General features: G+C 71.5%; 9 protein-coding genes and 6 pseudogenes. 10 read left to right on the top strand and 5 right to left on the bottom strand.

Features of this window, described 5'->3' with window-relative positions; all coding sequences use genetic code 11:
* Positions 1–4: 4 nt before the first annotated feature.
* From ACEXOX_RS33735 to ACEXOX_RS33695, 9 genes and pseudogenes are all read left to right on the top strand, one after another.
* Complete coding sequence (locus ACEXOX_RS33735) at positions 5–880, top strand: methyltransferase domain-containing protein (RefSeq protein ID WP_406524717.1); 876 nt, start codon at positions 5–7, stop codon at positions 878–880.
* Positions 881–1,318: 438 nt separating this feature from the next.
* On the top strand, positions 1,319–2,266 hold the full coding sequence (gene yhfZ, locus ACEXOX_RS33730) for a GntR family transcriptional regulator YhfZ (protein ID WP_406524716.1): 948 nt from the start codon (positions 1,319–1,321) through the stop codon (positions 2,264–2,266).
* Positions 2,267–2,412: 146 nt separating this feature from the next.
* Positions 2,413–2,784, top strand: coding sequence for a PRD domain-containing protein (locus tag ACEXOX_RS33725; protein ID WP_406526554.1), 372 nt, complete (start codon positions 2,413–2,415; stop codon positions 2,782–2,784).
* Positions 2,781–3,136: pseudogene (locus tag ACEXOX_RS33720) on the top strand (DUF2620 family protein). The gene ACEXOX_RS33725 and the pseudogene ACEXOX_RS33720 overlap by 4 nt, the downstream one beginning before the upstream one ends.
* A gap of 91 nt (positions 3,137–3,227) precedes the next feature.
* Positions 3,228–4,610 (top strand): YhfT family protein, encoded by a 1,383-nt coding sequence (locus tag ACEXOX_RS33715; RefSeq protein WP_406524715.1) that lies wholly within the window; start codon positions 3,228–3,230, stop codon positions 4,608–4,610.
* 36 nt (positions 4,611–4,646) lie between these two features.
* Positions 4,647–5,567, top strand: a pseudogene (locus ACEXOX_RS33710) (phosphotriesterase); the annotation flags it as partial.
* 220 nt (positions 5,568–5,787) lie between these two features.
* Positions 5,788–6,932, top strand: a pseudogene (locus ACEXOX_RS33705) (aminotransferase class V-fold PLP-dependent enzyme).
* Positions 6,933–6,936: 4 nt separating this feature from the next.
* The gene (locus tag ACEXOX_RS33700; protein WP_406524714.1) at positions 6,937–8,124 is read left to right on the top strand and encodes an alanine racemase; all 1,188 of its coding nucleotides are present in this window, start codon (positions 6,937–6,939) and stop codon (positions 8,122–8,124) included.
* Positions 8,121–9,370, top strand: a pseudogene (locus tag ACEXOX_RS33695) (phosphopentomutase). The gene ACEXOX_RS33700 and the pseudogene ACEXOX_RS33695 overlap by 4 nt, the downstream one beginning before the upstream one ends.
* A 110-nt stretch (positions 9,371–9,480) precedes the next feature.
* Here the strand turns inward: ACEXOX_RS33695 and ffh are convergent.
* The 5 genes and pseudogenes from ffh to ACEXOX_RS33670 all read right to left on the bottom strand — a co-directional run bounded on the left by ffh (position 9,481) and on the right by ACEXOX_RS33670 (position 18,314).
* Positions 9,481–11,037, bottom strand: a complete 1,557-nt coding sequence (ffh, locus tag ACEXOX_RS33690; protein WP_406524713.1) for a signal recognition particle protein — start codon at positions 11,035–11,037, stop codon at positions 9,481–9,483.
* A 327-nt stretch (positions 11,038–11,364) separates the two neighbouring features.
* Positions 11,365–14,038: pseudogene (locus ACEXOX_RS33685) on the bottom strand ([protein-PII] uridylyltransferase).
* A 338-nt stretch (positions 14,039–14,376) separates the two neighbouring features.
* Complete coding sequence (locus ACEXOX_RS33680; protein ID WP_030018395.1) at positions 14,377–14,715, bottom strand: P-II family nitrogen regulator; 339 nt, start codon at positions 14,713–14,715, stop codon at positions 14,377–14,379.
* 287 nt (positions 14,716–15,002) lie between these two features.
* A pseudogene (locus ACEXOX_RS33675) lies at positions 15,003–16,304 on the bottom strand (ammonium transporter); the annotation flags it as partial.
* 534 nt (positions 16,305–16,838) lie between these two features.
* On the bottom strand, positions 16,839–18,314 hold the full coding sequence (locus tag ACEXOX_RS33670; protein WP_406524712.1) for a hypothetical protein: 1,476 nt from the start codon (positions 18,312–18,314) through the stop codon (positions 16,839–16,841).
* 1,178 nt (positions 18,315–19,492) lie between these two features.
* Between ACEXOX_RS33670 and ACEXOX_RS33665 the strand changes: the two genes are divergently transcribed.
* A complete protein-coding gene (locus ACEXOX_RS33665; RefSeq protein ID WP_406524711.1) occupies positions 19,493–20,161 on the top strand; it encodes a bifunctional DNA primase/polymerase in 669 nt (222 codons plus the stop codon).
* The last annotated feature ends 238 nt before the right edge of the window (positions 20,162–20,399 follow it).

The following is a 20,399-nucleotide window of genomic DNA, read 5'->3' as shown; positions in this document are numbered from 1 at the left end:
TTCGATGACACCCACGCTCGTACGGCATCACCTCCGGCAGTCCGGCTCTCCCGGTTCTCACGACCCGTCCGCACCGGCCGACTCCTGTGGACGCGCCCGTGACTGGGCCGAGATCCAGGAACGGATGCTGGTGCCGCTGTACGAGGCCGTCTACGACCGGGTGGGCGTCGGTCCCCACACCAGGCTGCTGGGCCTGGGGTGCGGTTCCGGGCTCGCGCTGCTGATCGCCGCGGCCCGCGGAGCGTGGGTCTGCGGCGTGGACGCGGACGAGGAACGGCTGGATCTGGCGCGCGAACGGCTGACTCCCGACTCCTCACGCGAAACCCGTGACGACACGGCGCGCGCCACGGTGCTGGCGTGCGGTGGTCCCGAGCGGGCGGCCGCTCCGGACGGCTCCACGTTCAATCTGGTGACGGCCTTCCACCCGGTGGGCTGTGTCCGCAGCGTCGAAGGGCTGACGGCTTCGCTGGTGACGGCCGCCGGACTCGCGGAGCGCGGCAGTCCGGTGGTGCTGGGCGGCTGGGGGCCGGTGGAGCGGTGCGCCACGGCGAGCGTGCTGCGGGTGGCCCAGCGGCTGGCGGACCCGCTGCGCACGGCGGGCGGCTGGCGGCCCAGCGGCCGGGACGACCTGGAGGACCTGGCCGACCGCGCGGGGCTGCGGCCCGACGGGTCGGGGCGGGTGGCCTGCCCGTTCGGTTACGGCAATCTGCCGAGCGCGGTGCGCGGGCTGTTGTCCACGGGGCTGTTCGACGCGGCGTTGGAGGTCACCGAGCAGGCGCAGGTGGAGAAGGAACTGAGCGAGGCGCTGCATCCGCACCAGCGCCCGGACGGCACGGTCTGGATGGCGAACGTGTTCCGTTATCTCATCGCCCGCACGTGACACTTCCTCCGCTGCGCTGTCTTCCGTCTTTCCGTTGCTTCGGTTCGTGTGTCTTCCGCTGCTCCGGCTCACCGTCCTAGCGTCCTTTCCGGATTCTCTGACCCTTCCGGCCCCTGCGGCACCTGCGGCCCTTCAGGTCCCTCCGGCCACTCCAGCCCTTCCGGTTCCATCGCCCCTTCCAGCCCTTCCGACCCTCCTGGCCCTTCCGGCCTGCCCGCCCCCTCCGCCTCTTCCGGCGGCTTGACCGCCGGAGCCGGCCGCCATTCCACCGGGCACCGCCGGCACCGGCACGCGGAAAGAGTGACTGTGGTCGGCTCGGCCGGGCCCGGTTACGCCCCTCCCCCGCCCGCGCCGGGAGCGCCCGTCAACACCGAGGCTCCAGGCATTCACCCGTGCGAGGTATACCCAATATCCAGAATTCTGTTTACTGTCATTTCCATGAACAGCATCGACGAACGGTTCCTCACCCGCAACGGGCACGCCGCCCGCCGGCTCTCCGCTCTACTGATCAACCGGCCGACCGAGGGCGACGCCGCGCGACTCCCCCGGGTCCGCGATCTCGCCGCGGAGCTCGGGGTCGGCAACGGGACGGTGCAGGCCGCACTCCAGCTGTTGGAGGAGTCGGGCGCGATAGAGACCGTGGCCCGCGGGCACCTGGGCACCTTCCTGGTGCGCGCGGACCGCGGCATACTGTGGCGCCTCGCCGGGCTGGGCACCGTCCTCGCCGCGATGCCGCTGCCCCACTCCCGCCGCCACGAAGGCCTGGCCACCGGACTGCGGACCGCCTTCGAGGAAGCCGGCGCACCCTTCGCCATCACCTTCATGCGCGGTGCCGCCTCACGGGTCTCCGCCCTGCTGGACGGCAAGGTCGACCTGGCGGTGCTGTCCCGCTTCGCCGCCGACCGGTTGATGGAACAGCATCCTGTCGATCTGATCGCTGATCTGGGCCCGGCCACCTACGTCGGGGCGCACGGGCTGCTGCTGCGGCGCGGTGTCCAGCTCGACACCGACGGCCTGCGGGTCGCTGTGGATCCCGCGTCGGAGGGTCAACGGGCGCTGGCCGAGCGGGCGTTCGCCGGCCGCGAGGACGTGACGTGGCTGGAGAGCTCGTTCATACGGCTCCACGACCTGTTCGCGCACGACCGGGCCGACGCCACCGTCTGGAGTCTCGACGAGGTGCAGGGGCAGCTGGGCGACAAGGTGGAGGTGCTGCCGCTCGGCGACGAAATCCCCGGCGATCTGTCGCTCCGCAATTCCAGCGCGGCGCTGATAGCCCGCAGTGAGGACAGTGAGGCGCTGGCGGCCGTGAGCGGAACACTCGACCTGGGAGCCGTCACCGGTCTCCAGGACGAGGTGCTGCGAGGGGAGCGCATTCCTTCCTACTGAGGCGGCCGTGACGGTCGGCCGGGGCGGTGAGCCGGCTCCGTCGGCCCGCACGATCCATCGGGATGCCTGCTCGCAGGTGGTCCCCCGCAGCTGCCGATCGATGCGCAAGACGCCGAAATCTCCTACTGATGACCAGGGGGACGGGCATGGAAGCCCTGCTCGCGCAACGGATCCGGATTTTCGTGGAGAGCGGTCAGGTGCGGTCCGACATCGCTGATTTCGTACGGGCCGAACTGGACGCGTTGTCCGCCGACGGGTGCGTGATCACCGAGGAGACCGCGGGGATGCTCACCAGTCATCTGCTGCTGGCGCTGACCCGGCTGCGGAACGGCGAACCGGTGGAGGAATTCCGCGCCGACGACATGGCGGCGGCGGAGCTGGCCGACCACCCCCAGGCCGTCCGGCGGGCCCACGCCGTCTCCGTACGGACCGAGAGGGCCTTCGGTTCTCCGCTCCCCGAGTCCGAGATCAACTTCCTGGCGATGCATTTCGCCCTCCTGCGAAGGGACACACCATGACGACCATCCTCACCGGCGGAGTCGGCAAGTCCGAGGTCGCGGACACCGTGGAGCGGCTGGCGCTGGCCGACGTCGAGGTCGTGGTCAGCAACGACATGGACGCGGCAGCACGCCTGCGGGCCGGCCGGGCCGACTACTTCCTGGGCACCTGCCAGACGGGGGCGGGGCGTCGCTCGGCGTGCTGGTCGGGCTGATGGGCTCCGCCGTCTGTCACACCTTCGGCCGCTCGGTCCCCTCGGCGGACGAGATCAATGCCTTGCTGGACCAGGGCAAGAAGGTGTTCGGCTTCGCCGTGGACCAGATCGACGCGGTCACACCCACGCTGGCCGGAGCCATCGCCGCCCGCACCTGACCGTGCCGGGCCTGCCTCCGGCGGCCCGGTGCCCCCGGCCTGCGAGGGCCGGACGACCCGATGACCTGCCAGGGCACAAAGGAGTGACCCCGTGAGCAGCACCGTCTCCGCCGCGAGCACCGGTCTCGACTTCTCGCTCGCTCAGCAACTGACCGTCGTGGCCCTGTGCGCGCTGACCGCATTCATCTCGCACCTGGCACTGGCCGTCTTCAACGACGGTGTCCGCCCGTTCATGCTCGACTTCGTCCAGGGCCGTACGACCCGGAGCGCCACCACGGCGGTGTCCTTCGGGCTCTCCGTCGGGTTCGTCTTCGGGCTGGGGGCGCCGATGGCGCTCTCCTCCGGGGTGCTCAACCCCTGGCTGCTGTTCCTGCCCACCGACGTGCTGGGCATCCTCGCGCCGAAGAAGTGGCTCGCGCCGTTGCTCGGCGGTGCGTGGGGCGCGGTGGTCGTGTTCGGGCTGGACGGGGCCAACGCTCTTGCGCACGATCTGCCGGTCGACTTCCTGACGGCCATGCAGCGGATGGCGACGCCGATCCTCTTTCTCTTCACGCTGTTCCCGGTGCTGGCGATCGCCAGACAGTTCGGGCGGCTGCGTGGGGCGGTGGCGGGTGGGGTGGAGCTGGCACTCGTGGTGTTGACGATGAAGGTGTGGCCCGGGGTGTTCGCGGGGGCGCCAGCCATGGCGGTCGGAGTGCTTCTCCTCATCGGGTTCGCGGTGGCCAAGGACGTACGTCGGCGCCGGGCGGAGCGTGTCGCAGCAGGCGCGGCGGCGTCCGCGCAGGGGCGGGCTCCGGGTGATCCGGTCGCCGGTGGGGGGTCGGGCGAGGTGGATCCGATGGTGTCGCTGTTCGGGTCCAGTGCGGCCCGGTTGCGCCGGCGCCTGCCGTTGTTCATGGTGCTGGGCGCCGGTGTCTGTCTGCTGGCGCAGTTGCACGTGTTCGGCGGTGGGGAGGCGACCAGTTTCCTGATCGCCAAGGGGCAGTACGCGGAAGCCGCGCAGGTCGACTTCTACCGGGCGCTGGGGTTCATTCCGCTGATCGCCACCACCGCGCTGGCTTCGGGCGCGTACGGCATCGTCGGTTTCACCCTCGCTTACCCGGTCGGGTATCTGCTGCCGAACCCCTGGCTGGCGATGGCCTGCGGGGCGTTGATCTTCGCCGGTGAGGTGCTGGCCCTCAGCTGGATCGGAAAGGTGCTGGGCGGGCTGCCTTCGGTGCGCGACTCCTCGGAGCACCTGCGTGCCGCCATCGGCGACACCCTGCAACTGGCCATCCTCTTCGGTTCTTTGCTGGCGGCCGAGGCCATGGGTGGCGGGCTGGGGATTCTGATAACCGGCGGGCTCTATCTGCTGAACGAGGCAGCGGGCCGGGTGATGGTCCGGATGGCCGCCGCTCCCGCGGCGGTCGTCGTCACCGGCATCGTCCTCAACCTCCTCCACTGGCTCCACCTCTTTACCCCGGTCAAGAGCTGAGCAGGCGTGCATGGAACGCCAGGAAGGCAGTGCGTGATGAACTCACTTGTGCGGACCGTCACCGGGCCGCTGCCCGTGAGTGCCGTGCAGGGTCCCGTGCTTGCCCACGAGCACCTGGCCCTCGATCTCACTCGGCCCACCGACCGCGCGGCCTTCCTGGGGACCCGCCACGCCGCGGCGGTGGCTCGTGAACTGGCCGATCTCAGGGAGCGGTTCGGGCTGGCACTGGTCATCGAGCTGACCTGCCGTGGCATGGGGCGGAACCTCGCGGCGCTGGCTCGCATCTCCCGGACGTCGGGGGTGCCGGTGGTCGCGGGTACCGGCTGGTACCACGAGCGGTTCCATCCGGCTGAGGTGGGAAGCGCGAGCGTCGAGGAACTGGCCGGCATCCTGGTCGAAGAGATCACGGGCGGCCTGGGCGGCGACGGCGTCCTTCCCGGCGTCATCGGGGAGGTCGGCAGCCATGGCCGTGCGCCGAGCGGTCCGGAGGTCCGTACGCTCACCGCGGCCGCCCGCGCCGCCGTCACGACGGGACTGTCGTTGGCGACCCACGCCCAGCTAGGGATCGGGGGCCCCGCCCAGCTGGAGGTGCTGACCGCGGCCGGCCTGGCGCCGCACCGGATCAGCATCGGGCATCAGGATCTGCTCGACGATCCCGTGGTCCATCGGGAGTTGGCGGCGGCGGGTGCGTACGTGGCCTTCGACACCATCGGCAAGGAGCACTACCAGAGCGATGCCACCCGGCTCCGGTCACTGCTCGCGCTGCTGGAGGCCGGGTACGCCGATCGCGCGCTGCTCAGCTGCGACATCTCCCGGCACAGCTATCTGGCCGGTGCGGGCGGCCAGGGGTACGGACACCTGTTCCGGTCGTTCCTGCCGCGGTTGCGGGCCGCCGGGGCCGACGAGGAGTTGATCGATCTGCTGACCCGTCGCAATCCCCTGCGTTTCCTGACAGGCGGAGACGGAGGCAGGGACGGAGCCGCCGAGCCCGGGACGGCTGCCCGGCCGGCCGGGCGACCGGTCGCCGTATCGGACCCTGGCACTGGAGCGACTTCTGGTGGCGGAGCGGCCTCCGGTACTGAGATGGCCACTGGTGCTGGGGCGGCTTCTGATCCTTGGGCGGCTTCCCGACCGGCTCCCTGTACCGGAAGTGCCGGGCAGGGTGGGCGGTGTTGACATGAGTGTGCGCCTGCCCAGGACGTTTCCGTTGCCGACGGTTTCGGTGGAGGACGCGGTGGTCAACCAGTTCCGGCTGGTGGAGTGCGCAGCCCGGCATTTCGAGGGCCGTCAGCTCTTCGAGGCGGACGCGGGGGTGGTGCCGGGGCTCGGCCGTCCGCGCACCACCGCGCGGGTCGAAGCCGTCCTCGCGGACTTCTTCGGGGCTCCCGCCGCTGCGCTGGTGCAGGGTGCGGGGACAGGCGCCATCCGGGCCGCGTTCGGCGCCGTGGTCGGCGCGGGTGATCGCCTGCTGGTGCACCGTGCGCCGGTCTACCGCACCACCGGTGTCACCTTGCGCGGGCTGGGGGTGCAAACCGTCGAGGTGGACTTCGAGGACCGTGCCGCGCTCGACCGGGCCCTGTCTTCCGGCCGGTTCCGGTGGGCCTTCGTGCAGCACACCCGGCAGCGGGTGGCGGACTCCCACGACCCCGGCACGGTGCTCGCCGCCTGCCGGGCCACCGGTGTGCGCACCATCGTGGACGACAACTACGCGGTCTTCCGCGTCCCAAGGTGCGGCGTGGAACTGGGCGCCGACGCCTCCTGCTTCTCGTTGTTCAAGCTGCACGGCCCGGAGGGGTGGGAGCGGTCGTCGGTGCGCGCGACGTGGTGGAGCGGGTGCACGACGACAACTACTCGGGCGGTGGCCAGGTGCAGGGGCACCAGGCACTCGATGCGTTGCGGGCTCTCAGCCACGTCCCGGTGATGTGGGCGGTGCAGTCGAGGACGGGTACGGAAGTCGCCGAGCGGCTGGCGGCCGGGGAAGTGCCCGGCGTCGCGGAGGTGCGGATCGCCAATGTCCAGGACCGTTGTGTGCTGCTGGGACTGGACCGGCCCGTGGCCCAGGCAGTGCCGGCGGTCGCGGCGCGTTACGGGGCCGCTTCGTACCCGGTCGGTGCCAACTCCCGGTACGAGATCGCTCCGCTGGTCTACCGGATGTCCACCTCAACCCTGGAGGACGCACCGGAGCTCGCCGACTGGACGGTACGGGTCAATCCGATGCGGGCAGGCGCGGACCTGGTCATCGACATCCTCCGCCGCGCGCTGCGCGACCTGGGGGCCGCCGGCGCCGCGCCCGGCGTTCCCGTACGCGGGGAAGGGGGCTGACACGATGTTCCTCGACACCGTCCTCGCACGTAATCCGCAGCTGGTCGACCACGCCGTCGAGCTGCACCGCACCGGAAGGGTGCAGCCGGACACCTATGTCATCGACCTGGACGCCGTCGAGGCCAATGCCGCGCTGCTGGCGGCGGAGGCGAGACGGTGGGGCCTCGGCCTCTGGCCCGTGGTCAAGCAGGTCGGCCGTAACCCCGAGCTGATCCGGGCCGTGGCCCGGCACCTGCCCCGCTTCGCCGCCATCGACGCGCCGGAGGCCCGCGCCCTGCGTGCGGCGGGTGCGCGGCTCGGGAACGTGGGTCATCTGGTGCAGATTCCACACCGCGCGCTGCCCGAGGTTCTCGCCTGGCGACCGGAGGCGGTGACCGTTTTCGATGGGGCCAACGCCCGAGCGGTCTCGGAGGCGGCCTTCCGGCTGGGCCGGGTGCAGGACATTCTCGTACGGATCGAGGGGGCGCCCGGACTGGTGCATCCGGGGCAGGAGGGCGGTGTACCGCTCGGTGGGCTGGCGGAGTTCGCGGCCGAGGTGGAGCAGTTGCCCGGGGTCCGCGTCGCCGGGGTCACCGGGTTCCCCTGCGTCGAGTGTGTTCCCGGGTCCGGGCAGCCGCGTCCCACCGCCACCTTCGCACGCGTCCGGGAGGCCCGGGCGGTGCTGGCCGCACGCGGGCACACGGACCTGAAGCTGAGTGCTCCGGGCGTGACCTGCGCGGCCACCCTGCCGCTGCTGGCCGAGCTGGGTGCCACGCACGGCGAGCCCGGCCATGCGCTCACCGGCACCACACCACTCCACGCCGTCGACCGGGGTCAGCCGGAACGGCCCGCCTACGTCTACGTCACCGAGGTCGTACATGTCCTCGCGGACGGCCGGCCCGCTCTGCACGGCGGCGGTTTCTACGCCAGGTCGGGGGGCGAAACGGCGCTGATTCCCCGTACCGGAGCCCGGCTCGCCGTCCAGCGGGCCCCGGCCGAGAACATCGACTACTACCGATTGCTGGCTCCCGGTGACGCCCGGCCCGGCGACACCGCCGTCCTCGCGTTCCGTACCCAGGTCTTCGTCACCCGCAGCACGGTCGCCGTCGTCGCCGACCTCGCCGCCGGCTCCCTGCGGCTGCTCGGCCGCCACGACGCGCTCGGCCGCCCGCTTCCGGAGGGCGCGGACGGGAAAGGCACGGGTGGGCCATGAGCAGGGTCGTCATCGTCGTCATCGACGGCTTCGGCATCGGGGCGATGCCCGACGCGGACGCCCAGCGCCCCGGCGACGCCGCCGCCGACACGCTCGGCCATCTCCTCGACCGGCACCGCGCGGCCACCGGCCGACGCCTTCCGCTGCCCACGCTGGCAGCTCTCGGTCTCGGCCTCGCCCACCCGCACCCGGGCCTGCCGCGGGAGCCGTCCCTGCCGGTGGCCGCGGGCCGCGCGGCCCTCGGTTATCCGGGGGCCGACACGTACGCCGGGCATCAGACCATGATGGGTGCCGACTGCAGCCGGGTGACGGTGGCCCGGCTCGCCGAGCATCTCGACGAGGTCGCTGCGGCCCTGCGGGCGGGCGGACACAGTGCGGACAGCCTTTGCGGGAGGCCCCTGCTGGTGGTGGACGGGCGGATCCTCGTCCACGACAACCTGGAGGCGGACCCGGGCGTCAACTGGAACGTCTCCGGCTGCTTGGCGGACGGCCCGTTCGCGGACGTTCTCCGCATCGCCCAGGTGGTGCGCTCGGTGGCGCCCGTCGCCCGGGTGATCGCCGTGGGCGGCCACACCGACGCTCCGCTGCACACCTTCGTACGGGAAGGCGCCCGCGGCACGGTCGGTCTGGACACCCCGGCGAGCGGCTTCTACCGGAACGGCGGGCTGGCGGTGCAGCACCTCGGCGCGCCGTTGGACCGGGCCCGCCGACTGCCGGAGCTGGTGGCGGACGCGGGTGTCCCCGTCACGCTCGTGGGCAAGGCCGCGGAGGTGCTGGCCTGCGACACGGCGGCGCGCCACCCTGCCGTGGGCACCACCGACGTCTTCGCGCTCACTCTCGACGCCCTCCGCCGGGCTCCGGACAAGGCGCTGATCGTCAGCAATGTCCAGGAGACCGATCTGGCGGGGCACCAGCAGGACGCGCCGCGGTACGCCTCCGTGCTCCGGCGGACGGATGCGGGGCTGAGCACGCTGCTGCCGCTGCTCTCCTCCCCGGCGACCGCCTGATCGTCACTGGTGATCATGGCAACGACCCGGTGATCGGACATGCCTGTCACACGCGGGAGTACGTCCCGGTGCTGATCCACCGCCCTGAAGCCACCCGGCCGGACCGGCTGCCGGTGGCCCGCACCTTGGCGGACGTGGGGGCCACGGCGGCCGTGGCGCTGGGACTGGGTGCCGCCGCCCTCGGCAGCGGCACTCCCCTGCTGAGGCCGTCAGCCGGATCGGCGGGTGTACCGACATGACCACACGGACGAGCCCCCGGCCGGGGCTCCGACCAGGGGCTCGATCACACATCTACGCGCCGCGCACGGCTTCTGAGGCGGCATGCGCCACCCGAAGGCCGGGGCGGGCGTCAGCCCATGAACTTCTTGAACTCGTCGGGCAGTTCAAAGTTCTTCGCGTCGTCGCCCTGCGGCAGACCCAGCGGGTTGCCGGACTGGGCGGCCTCGCGGCGGGCGGCAGCTGCCTCTTCCTCGGCCTTCCGCTTCATCGGGTTGCCGCTCTTGCGCTTGCCCTTGGCCTGCTTCTGCTGCTTCTTCTTCTTGGCGCCGCCACCCATGCCCGGCATCCCCGGCATACCAGGCATTCCCGGCATGCCACCGCCCTGGGCCATCTTCGACATCATCTTGCGGGCGTCGAAGAACCGCTCGACCAGGTTCTTGACCGCACTGACATCGACACCGGAACCCTTGGCGATACGGGCACGGCGCGAGCCGTTGATGATCGTCGGCTCCTGGCGCTCGGCCGGCGTCATCGACTTGATGATCGCGGCCGTACGGTCGACCTCGCGCTCGTCGAGGTTGTTGATCTGCTCCTTCATCTGCCCCATACCGGGCAGCATCCCGAGGAGCTTGGAGATGGAGCCCATCTTGCGGACCTGCTCCATCTGGGCCAGGAAGTCGTCGAGCGTGAAGTCCTTGCCCTTGCTGCTCGCCAGCTTCGAGGCCATCTTCTCGGCCTCTTGCTGGCTGAAGGTCTGCTCGGCCTTCTCGATCAGCGTGAGCATGTCGCCCATGCCCAGGATGCGGGACGCCATGCGGTCCGGGTGGAACGCGTCGAAGTCGTCCAGCTTCTCGCCGTTGGAGGCGAACATGATCTGCTTGCCGGTGACGTGCGCGATGGAGAGCGCGGCACCACCACGGGCGTCGCCGTCCAGCTTGGAGAGGACCACGCCGTCGAAGCCGACGCCGTCGCGGAACGCCTCGGCGGTGTTGACCGCGTCCTGGCCGATCATCGCGTCGACGACGAAGAGGACCTCGTCCGGCTTGACCGCGTCGCGGATGTCCGCGGCCTGCTGCATCAGCTCCTGGTCGATGCCGAGGCGGCCGGCGGTGTCGACGATGACCACGTCGTGCTGCTTGGAGCGAGCGAACTCGATCGAGTCCTGAGCGACCTTGACCGGGTCACCGACACCGTTGCCCGGCTCCGGCGCGAAGATGGCGACGTCGGCGCGCTCGGCGACGACCGAGAGCTGGTTGACGGCGTTCGGGCGCTGAAGGTCACAGGCGACCAGCAGCGGCGCGTGGCCCTGCTGCTTGAGCCAGTTGCCGAGCTTTCCGGCGAGGGTCGTCTTACCGGCACCCTGGAGACCGGCCAGCATGATGACGGTCGGCGGGTTCTTGGCGAAGCGCAGCCGGCGGGTCTCGCCGCCGAGGATGCCGACGAGCTCCTCGTTGACGATCTTGATGACCTGCTGGGCGGGGTTCAGCGCCTGGGAGACCTCGATGCCGGTCGCCCGCTCCTTGACCTGCTTGATGAAGGCCCGGACGACGGGCAGCGCGACATCGGCCTCCAGCAGGGCGATCCGGATCTCGCGCGCCGTGGCGTCGATGTCCGCCTCGCTCAAGCGGCCTTTGCCCCGGAGGTTTTTGAAAGTACTCGCCAAGCGGTCGGAAAGCGTATCGAACACGGCGGTCGTCGATCCTCGGGGTCGGGGGCAGGGTCAAGTCGGCTTCTAGGGTATCCGCACGGGCAAGCAACGTGTCCCTGCCCGCCGGGTAAGGGCTCCGGGGCATGGCCCCGTACGACTCCCGGCACGGTACGCAACCAGCGCAGGCGCCCCTCGCGCATCCCGCTTCCACCGTCTCACGGAGGCACGGCATCCGGGGAGCCCGTGCCGTCTAGGGAGACGGTGCGGCTTGCGGAGGCGTTCCGGCCGGCGGGGGCGTTTCGGTCTGCGGAGGGGTTCCGGACGACAGCGATGCCCTCCGTGTTGTTGATCAGGTGGCCGGTGCGGCTACTGCAAGGCGTGCTCCACCGCCCGTGCCACCTCGACGGCCGCCGCGTCCGCCAGGGGTTCTCCCTTCTCGTCCGTGACGTAGAACGCATCCACCGCGTTCGCTCCCAGCGTGCTCACATGGGCGCTGCGCACGGTGACCTGCGCTGTCTCCAGCGCGCGGCCGATCCGGTGCAGCAGTCCCTGGGCGTCCTGGGCCCGTACCTCGATCACGGTCGCCAGCTGCGAGGTCCCAGGGGCGACCGTCACCCGGGGCGGCGGGGCCTGCACCCCGCGCGAGCGACGCGCGTACGCCTGTTCACGCTCGGCCAGCCGGGCCGGCACGTCCAGCGAACCGTCCAGAGCCCGTACGAGGTCCGCCCGGAGCCGTACGGCCTGCGGGAGAGAGCCGTACTCGGCGGCCACCCGCCAGCGCAGCAGCAGCACCGGTCCCTCGCCGACGGGATCGACGCTGCACAGGTCCGCGGCGCGGACGGTCAGGCGGTGCATGGCGAGGACGCCCGCCGCGGCGGGCAGCACCCCGGGCTGTTCCGGTACGGCCATCAGCAGCTCGACGCCCACCGGTTCTGGTTCCGGCTCCGGAGCTGCCTGGGCGCCCAGGCCCGCGGCGGGACCGGCAGGTGGGTCCGTTTCGCCGTGGCCCTCCGCGCGGGTGTGCAGGGTGAGTACTGGGCCACCGGTACGCCACGCCTCGACGGCCAGGCGCTCCTGCTCTGCGGTCGGCTCGTCCGCCGGGCGCCCTTGCGGTGCGGCTTCCCCGCCAGCCGCGCCGTGACGCGTTTCACCAGATCGGCGACGAGCGATCCGCGCCACGCGCTCCAGGCCGCGGGGCCGGTCGCGAGCGCGTCGGCCTCGGTGAGGGCGTGCAGCAGTTCCAGCGTGCCGATACTGCCCACCGTGTCCGCGACCGCCTCGATCGTCGCCGGATCGCTCAGGTCCCGGCGGGTGGCCGTCTCGATGAGCAGCAGATGGTGCCGTACGAGCGTGGCGATCACCGTCACGTCCCGGGCGTCGAAGCCGATCCTGGCCGCCATGTCCCGGGCGATGGTCTCGCCGGCGACGGAGTGGTCACCGGGCCAGCCCTTGCCGATGTCGTGCAGCAGAGCCGCGACCAGCAGCAGATCGGGGCGGTGCACGCGGCGGGTGAGCGCCGCGGCGCGGACGGCCGTCTCGATCAGGTGCCGGTCGACGGTCCAGCGGTGCACGGCGTTGCGCTGTGGACGACAGCGCACCCGCTCCCAGTCGGGCAGCAGCCAGGTGACGATCCCTTCCGCTTCCAGCGCCTCCCATACGGGCACGGTCTGTGCGCCCGCGCCCAGCAACGTGACCAGTTGTTCGCGTGCCTCGGCCGGCCACGGCACGGGCAGGGGCCGGGTGGCGGTGCCCGTCCGCAGCCGGCGCACGGCGTGCAGGGACAGCGGCAGTCCGGCCTGCGCGGCGGCGGCAGCGGCACGCAGGGGAAGCACCGGGTCGCGGTCCGGCCGCGCCGTCCGCGCCAGGACGGCTTCACCGTCCAGTTCGACCACGCCCTCGGCGAGCGGAGACCGCTCTCCCCGCCCCGACCCGCCGCCGGCCGTACGGCCCCGCAGCAGCCCTCGGAGTACAGGGCGTACGGAACGGGACCGCAACACCCGCCCGACTTCACGCCAGGTGACATCGCTCGCGTACGAGATGGTGCGCGCGGCTTCGTAGACCTGCCGCAGCAGTACGTCCGCGTCCAGTACACCGAGTGCTTCGGCCACCTGGTCCTGCTCCTGCAGAGAGAGCCGGTCGGTGGTGCGGCCGGTCGTCAGGTGCAGTGCGTCGCGTACGTCCAGCAGGCGGGTACGGGCTGCCTCCAGCCCCTCGCGCGGTGCGTCGGCCAGCCAGGAGGCGGCGACCGCCCGCAGCGCGGTGGCGTCCCGCAGCCCGCCCCGGGCCTCCTTCAGGTCGGGCTCCAGGAGGTACTGCAACTCGCCCTGGCGTGCCGCACGTTCGCGGCCGATCTCATGCAGCTCCGGCAGGCGTTTGGGGGCCTGCTCGCGCCAGTCGGCCAGCGCGGTACCGCGCAGGGCGCCGGTCAGTTCCGGATCGCCGGCCAGGTGGCGGGCGTCCAGCAGGCCGAGCTGGACCTTGAGGTCGTCGCGAGCGGCTTTGCGTGCCTCGGCGGGTGTCCGTACCGAGTGGTCCAGGGCGAGGCCCAGGTCCCAGACCGGGTACCAGAGCCGGTCGGCGAGTTCGGCCACCGTACGGGCGCCGGCTTTGCCGTCATGGAGCAGGAGCAGGTCCAGGTCACTGCGGGGGAGAGTTCGCCGCGGCCGCAACCGCCGACGGCGACCAGCGCGACGCCGGAGCCGGTGTGGCCGGTCGCGCGTTCGAACAGACCGGTCAGCCAGTTGTCGGTGAGCCGGGCGAGGGCGGCCCTGCGCGCCGAGCCCTCCTGGCCCGTGTCCTGCAGAAGCCGCAGTCGGGCCGGGGCGTAGCTGTCTTCGCTGCCTTCGCTGCCTTCGCCCTCTTCGGCAGCGGAGGTCGGGTGCGGCTGCTGCGGGCTGTCCGGCGCTTCCGTAAGGGCGGTCGCGTCCGCTGCCCGGCTCGTGGCGGCACTCGCCCCGGCCCCGCCGGCACCGGCCGCACCGGCTCCGGCCGCACCGGCTCCGGCGTCACAATCGTCGCCGTCCTCCGCCGTCTTCCGCATGCTCTCGGTCAACGCAGGCGCTCCTTGGTCATGTCGGCCCCCAGGTACCGGATCTCGAAGGGCCCCGCCCTCGCGCTTCTCCACCGGTGGCGGGTACGGCTCTGCACGAACGGGGGCACGGACAGAGGCACGAACAGGGGCGAGAACGGGGGCAGGGACAGAGGTGAAGACGGGGGCAGGGCCAGGGACAGGCGCAAGAGTGGGAGCAAGGGCAGGAACGGGGGTGGGCGCGGTAGGTGGGGCCGGCAGTCAGTGTTCGGAGCCGACGGCCAGGACGTCCCGGCCCGGCCCGTTCCGCACCCGCGGCCCCGTACTCGCACCCGTACTCGCACCCGCACCTACAACGCGTCCGGGCCCCGTTCGCCTGTGCGGACGCGGACCGCCTCCTCGACCGGGAGGCTCCAGACCTTGCCGTCGCCGATCTTGCCGGTGCGGGCTGCCTTCACCACGATGTCGATCAGTTCGTCGGCGTCCGCGTCGTCCACCAGGACCTCGATCCGGACCTTCGGCACCAGGTCGACGGTGTACTCCGCGCCCCGGTACACCTCCGTGTGTCCGCGCTGCCTGCCGTATCCGCTGGCCTCGGTGACGGTCAGGCCGTGTACGCCGAACGACTGCAGAGCCTCTTTCACCTCGTCGAGCCGGTACGGCTTGATCACTGCCGTGATGAGCTTCACGCGTCCACCCTCTTCTCGCTACCGGAAGCCGGGGCCGGGCCCTGGCCCTTCCCCTCGCCCGCACCCTGTTCCTTGTCGGTGGCCTGGGCCTTGTCCGTGGCCCGGGCCTCTTCTGCCCTGTCTCCCGTATCCGTGCCCCGGTCCGTGGCCCGGCTCGCGCCTCGGGCCTTCCCGTGGGCCTCCCCTTGGCCCTTCCCCTGTCCCTTTCCCCGGGACGGGGACGGGGGCGGGCCGCCGCCGAGGGCCGGTCCGAAGGCTGAGGCTGCCCCCGCCCCCGCCCCTGTCCCCGCTCCCGCACGGGCCATCACGCCGCCGCCCGCACCGCCGAAGTCGTACGCCGTCTCCGCGTGCGCGGCCTGGTCGACGCCCGCGACCTCCTCGTCCTCGGAGACCCGGAAGCCCATCAGCACGTCGATGATCTTGGCGAGAAGGAAGGAGATCACCAAGGAGTACAGGAGCACCGAGACGACACCGACGGCCTGCTTTCCCAGTTGGTCGAGGCCGCCTCCGTAGAAGAGGCCCTTGGCGTCGCTCTGTACGCCGCCGGTGGCGAACAGGCCGACCAGCAGGGATCCGGCGATGCCGCCGACGAGGTGGACACCGACCACGTCGAGGGAGTCGTCGTATCCGAACCGGTACTTCAGGCCGACCGCCATCGCGCACAGCACTCCGGCGATGACGCCCACCCCGATCGCGCCCAGCGGGCTGACCGCGCCGCACGCCGGAGTGATCGCGACCAGCCCTGCCACGGCGCCGGAGGCCGCGCCCAGGGTGGTGAAGGAGCCGTGCCGGATCTTCTCGTACCCGAGCCAGCCGAGCATCGCGGCGGCCGTGGCGACCTGGGTGTTGACGAAGGCGACGGCGCCCACGCCGTCGTCGTTGTTCAGCCAGGAACCCGCGTTGAAACCGAACCAGCCGAACCACAGCAGTCCGGCGCCGAGCATCACCAGCGGCAGGTTGTGCGGCCGCATCGGGTCCTTCTTGAAGCCGATGCGACGGCCGACGACGAAGATCACGCCGAGGGCCGCGGCGCCCGCGTTGATGTGCACGGCCGTACCGCCCGCGAAGTCGATGACCCCCAGGTCGAAGAGCCAGCCGCCCTCGGCCCACACCCAGTGCGCGACGGGGAAGTAGACGACGGTGGCCCACAGGGCGATGAACAGCGCCCACGCCGTGAACTTCACCCGGTCCGCGAGAGCACCGCTGATCAGAGCGGGGGTGATCACCGCGAACATCAGCTGGAAGGCCGCGAAGACGTAGACCGGGATGGAGGTGGTGCCCCACAGCTCGGTCAGGCCGATGCCGCTGAGCCCGGCGAAGTCGCCGGGCCGGCCGAGGAAGCCGCCGCTGTCCTGGCCGAAGGCGATCCCGAAGCCGTACAGCACCCACAGGACGGTGACGATCCCCAGGCTGATGAAGCTCATCATCAGCATGTTGAGCACGCTCTTGACCCGGACCATGCCCCCGTAGAAGAAGGCGAGGGCGGGGGTCATGAGCATCACCAGGGCGGTGCAGATCAGCATGAAGCCGGTGTTGGCCGGACTCAGGGTGGCCGCGTCTGCCGCGAGCGTCATGATGCCTGGGGGCATCGGCGTCTCCTGTCGTCGATGCGGCCCGTGCGGGCGTGGTTCCGGGTGGGCCGACTTTCGCCACGAGGTTGTCGCAGCACCGTTTCGGCCATGACCCGTCGGTGTTTCCCCACGGTGACGAAGCCCTCGTCAGTGTTACGCCCCCATGAACTCCGGGATCGGCCCGCCACGCCCGGTACCGCCCGCAACCCACCGAAACGACCACGCCTGACCCGCCCCTGCGGCTCCGTACCCACAGCGTTCCCACGCGCCACACCCGCACCACGCCCACAGCGCACCTCGTGCCCCATCCGCTCGACGCCCCAGCCCGCAACGCCCCGGCCCCGTAACGCCCCGCCCCCACAAAGCCGACCGCGGCTGTCACCCGTTTGACCTGGCGTGGGGGAGCCGAGTCGAGCTGTACGGGGTGACGGGCCGCGGCCGGGGTCTGTGGCTGTGCCGTCGAAAGGTGCGGTCGGGATGTGTGGGGACGAAGAGTGCGGTCGAGCAGTGCAAGTGGAGAGCGCGGGCGGAGGGTGCGGTCCAGGAGTGTGGTCAGACGGCCTCCGCGCCGGTTTCCGGCAGTTGCTGGGCCAGTTCGTCGCTGAGCTGGATCACTTCGGCCACGCTCTCGAAATTCCGTGCCGCGGTGTCCACGGTCTTGCGCAGCCGGGTGTTGACCCGCTCCGAGCGGACCTTCTTCGCCAGCGGTATGGCCTGCTGAGCCAGCACGGCGCACTGCTCCGGCTCCTTCTGGAGCAGATGCACCGTCGCCATCCCGATCAGGTTGAGCGCATACGAACGCTGGTGCTCCTTGTCCTGCGAGAAGAGCTCGACCGCTCGCTGCATCACGGGGTTGGCGAGGGAGGCGTAGGTCGGGCTGCGCCCGGCCACGTAGGCGAGGTCGCGGTAGGAATGGGCGTTCTCCGCGTTCAGCTCGGCCTCCGAGAAGAAGCGGATCCAGTCCGGCTCGGAGTCACCGGGCGTCGCGTCGCCGAAGGTGTCCTCGGCCATCCGCACGGCGCGTTTGACCTTGCTCGGCTGGCCCATGCTCGCGTACGCCCGTGCCTCCATCGCATACAACATCGCCTGCGTACGGGGCGTGGCCGATTCACGGCTGCCGTACTGCGCGAGGTGGATGAGTTCCAGTGCGTCGTCCGGGCGGTCCAGGTGGATCATCTGGCGGCTCATGCTGGAGAGGATGTACGAGCCCAGCGGGCGGTCGCCGGCCTCCTTGGAGGCGTGCAGGGCGAGCACGAAGTACTTCTGCGCGGTGGGCTGCAGGCCGATGTCGTAGCTCATCCACCCGGCCAGCTCGGCCAGTTCGGCGGCGACCTTGAAGAGCCGCTTGGAGACCTCTTCGCTCTGTGGTTCCTGCAGCAGGTCGGTGACCTCGTGGAGCTGGCCGACCACCGCCTTGCGGCGCAGTCCGCCGCCGCACTGGGCGTCCCACTGGCGGAACATCACGGTCGTCGACTCCAGCAGGTCCAGTTCCGGGCTGGACAGCCGGTTGGAGCGCCGGGAACGTTCCTGGGAGGCCTGTTGCGCGGCGGACACCTGGCCCGGCGAGACCGGCACCAGCCAGCGCTGCATCGGCTCGATGAGGGCGGGCCCGGCGGCCAGCGCCAGGGAGGTGCCCAGGAAGCCGCGGCGCGCCAGCATCAGGTCGCTGCGCGAGAACTCGCTGATCAGCGAGACGGTCTGGGGGCCGGCCCAGGGCAGGTCGACGCCGGAGACGGACGGGGACTGGTGTGCCGAGCGCAGGCCGAGGTCCTCGATGCCGACCACACACCCGAACCGCTCCGAGAACAGCTCGGAGAGGATGCGCGGGATGGGCTCGCGCGGCTGCTCGCCGTCGAGCCAGCGCCGTACCCGCGAGGTGTCGGTGCTGATGTGGTGCGCGCCCATCTGGCGTGCGCGCCGGTTGACCTGTCGTGCCAGCTCGCCCTTCGACCAGCCGCTGCGCACGAACCATGAGCCCAACGGTTCGTTGGGGCGCTTGTCAGCGCCGGTGCCGCCACTGCCGCCCACTGGAACGCCCCCATTCCGATTGCTGCCTTGCTTCACTGCGCCGCGCCGTCGCTTCGCATCGCCGCTCTTCGCCGCTTCCGAGTTTCTTTTCCATATGTCCGCTAATACGGTCCGGACCGCTCCGGCGCCTCATCGCGCCGGCACGGTGTTCTTGCCGCGGCCGCCGTGCCGGTGGTCCGGTGCGGTACGTGGAGAGTGCCGCACCGCCGGTGCCCGGCCGCCCTGTGGCCGCTACGGCCGGTTGCCGCCGCGGCGTCCACGTCGTGGTGTTGCTGTCGTTCCGGTTCTGCTGTCGTTCCCGTGCTGCTGTCGTTCCGGTGATGCAGGCGTCTCGGTACCGCAGTCGTTCCAGTACCGCAGTCGTTCGGTTGTGCTGTCGTTCCGGTGCTGCCGCTCGTCCTACGGTCGTCCGCCGGTCCCGGAGGTCTGGTTGTCCCGGAGGTCTGGTCGGCCCGCGGGATCGCCGGCCCTACGGGTTGCGCCAGTACGCCCGTTTCCGCTGGTGTTCCGGTTTCGGCACTTCGCGTCGCTTCGCGTTACTTCCCGTTCTGCCGCTTCTCTGCCGCTTCCCTGCCGTGTCCGCCATATCCGCTGCGTCCACCGCGTCCGCCACGTCACTGCTTTCGTCGCCGTCGCGCCTCGGTACCGCGCCACCGCGCGTTTCGCGCACCGGGCCGCCGCACCGCTCCGCACGGCCGTCCTGCCGCTGTGCGTCGCGGCCGCGCCCTGCGAACCTCCCACAGGATGCCGTTGAACCTCCCACAGGATGCCGTCTGTTGCGGCGACCGGTACGGGATGGACCTACCCGACCACGGAATCCAGCCAACCCGATTCGGAAGGGTTCACCCGCCGGTGCGTTGCCTCCGGCATACCCACGCCCACGGCGCCCCGCCCCAGGTCGTGCACTGAAAGTAATCCTACGATCACGCCCCCGGCGAGGGCGATCCGCTAAACGCCACCATTCGCCACCCCTTTGAATGAACTCCCCGACCGGTCCTCGCGATTGACTTGACACAGGTCGAGAGGAGACGGACGGAAAGGAGTGCGCGCAGGCGCGCGTCGCGTGCCGCACCACCCACCGCACCACAACGCGCCACGGACACCGACCTCTCCTGACGGAGCGTCACAACTGGGCTCCGACACGTAACCACTGGCACGCACCACCCGTTGGAGGAGGCATGGGCTTCACGATCGGCGGCATCCGCGACATCCGGTCCGGTTCACGACGTCGCGCCCGCTCGACCGAGATCACGGCGGTGGCGGAGTACACGGGACTGTGGGGCTGGGACGTGGTGCCCGGCGCCCGCGCGGCCCGCGGTGGGAACGGACGTACGGTCTGCTCGTGCGGTGCGGACGACTGCGCCTCCCCCGGCGCGCACCCGCTGCCCCGCGCGGACGGACTGGCGGCCGGCGCGACGCTGGAGGAGGCCGCCGACGCCTGGGCGAGGACGCCCGGCGCGGCCGTTCTGATCCCGGTGGGCCGGCACTTCGACATCCTCGAGGTGCCGGAAGGGGCGGGGCGCAGCGCACTGGTACGGCTGGAACGGATGGGCCTGCCGCTCGGTCCGGTGGTCGCCACGCCGACGGGCCGCGCCCTGTTCTTCGTGGCGCCCGGCGCCGCCGCCGGGCTGCCCGGCCTGCTCTACCGGATGGGCTGGGACGACGCCGCCCTCGACCTGTGTCCGCGCGGCCCCGGCGACCATGTCACGGCCCCGCCGTCCGACCTCGGCGGGCTCGGCCCGATGCGGTGGCTGCGGCCGCCCACCCTGGACACGGCCGGCCGGCCGCCGCAGGCCCGGCTGCTGCTGGGCACCCTCGCGTACGTGTGCCACCGCTCGGCCGCGTGACCGTAGCACCGTAGGCACGGACGGACCCGCGCCACACCCGCACCCCGACGCGACCCGCCGCACCCGCCACGCCCCAACGCACCTCGCCGCACCCGCACCCCCCAACGCACCTCGCCACGCCCCCACCCCGCCACACCCCGACTCGCTCCCCTCCCCCACACCCCCACCAAAAGCCCCGCAGCGCATCATCCGCTGCGGGGCTCTTCGAACCGGCTGTGCCCATAAGGCCATAGGTGCG

This window comes from Streptomyces sp. Ac-502, from assembly GCF_045222935.1.
GTDB classification, from domain to species: Bacteria; Actinomycetota; Actinomycetes; order Streptomycetales; family Streptomycetaceae; genus Streptomyces; species Streptomyces monomycini.
Note: the sequence above shows the minus strand (reverse complement) of the source record. Positions and strands in the feature narration are given on the sequence as shown.

Coding starts and splice junctions, on each gene's coding strand:
- ACEXOX_RS33735 (WP_406524717.1), top strand. CDS start 5: ATGACACCCACGCTCGTACGGCATCACCTCCGGCAGTCCGGCTCTCCC.
- yhfZ (WP_406524716.1), top strand. CDS start 1,319: ATGAACAGCATCGACGAACGGTTCCTCACCCGCAACGGGCACGCCGCC.
- ACEXOX_RS33725 (WP_406526554.1), top strand. CDS start 2,413: ATGGAAGCCCTGCTCGCGCAACGGATCCGGATTTTCGTGGAGAGCGGT.
- ACEXOX_RS33700 (WP_406524714.1), top strand. CDS start 6,937: ATGTTCCTCGACACCGTCCTCGCACGTAATCCGCAGCTGGTCGACCAC.
- ACEXOX_RS33665 (WP_406524711.1), top strand. CDS start 19,493: ATGGGCTTCACGATCGGCGGCATCCGCGACATCCGGTCCGGTTCACGA.